Here is a 393-nt window from a genome sequence, read left to right on the forward strand (position 1 = left end):
CCTGTTCGGCCTGTTCACCCTGCCGATCGCGGCGTTCTGCGGGCCGCTGGCCGCCCTGGTCGCCGTCTACTTCCTCGCCCGCTCGGGCGGCCGGATGACGACGGTACGACTGGTCCTGGCGGGCGTGGCGACGGCCGAGGTGCTGTCGGCGGTGGCGAGCTTCCTGATCGTCACCTCGAACGATCCGCACAAGACGCAGTCCGCCCTGCGCTGGATGCTCGGCGGCCTGGCCGGCACCACGTGGACGACGGTGTGGATCCCGGTCGGTACGGTCCTGATCGGGACGGCCGTCCTGCTCGGCCTCTGCCGTCCCCTGAACCTCCTGCTGGCCGGTGAGGAAGCGGCCGCGGCCCTCGGGCTGGACGTGCACCGCTTCCGCGGCGCCCTGTTCAC

The 393-nt window shown here is 72.3% G+C and carries 1 protein-coding gene; it reads left to right on the top strand.

Annotated elements, in window-relative coordinates; genetic code table 11:
- Nucleotides 1-393 (top strand): iron chelate uptake ABC transporter family permease subunit (locus G3I71_RS49560; RefSeq protein ID WP_164325551.1); only part of this gene is annotated, 393 nt, incomplete at both ends.

Source organism: Streptomyces sp. SID12501 (assembly GCF_010550245.1).
Classification (GTDB): Bacteria; Actinomycetota; Actinomycetes; order Streptomycetales; family Streptomycetaceae; genus Streptomyces.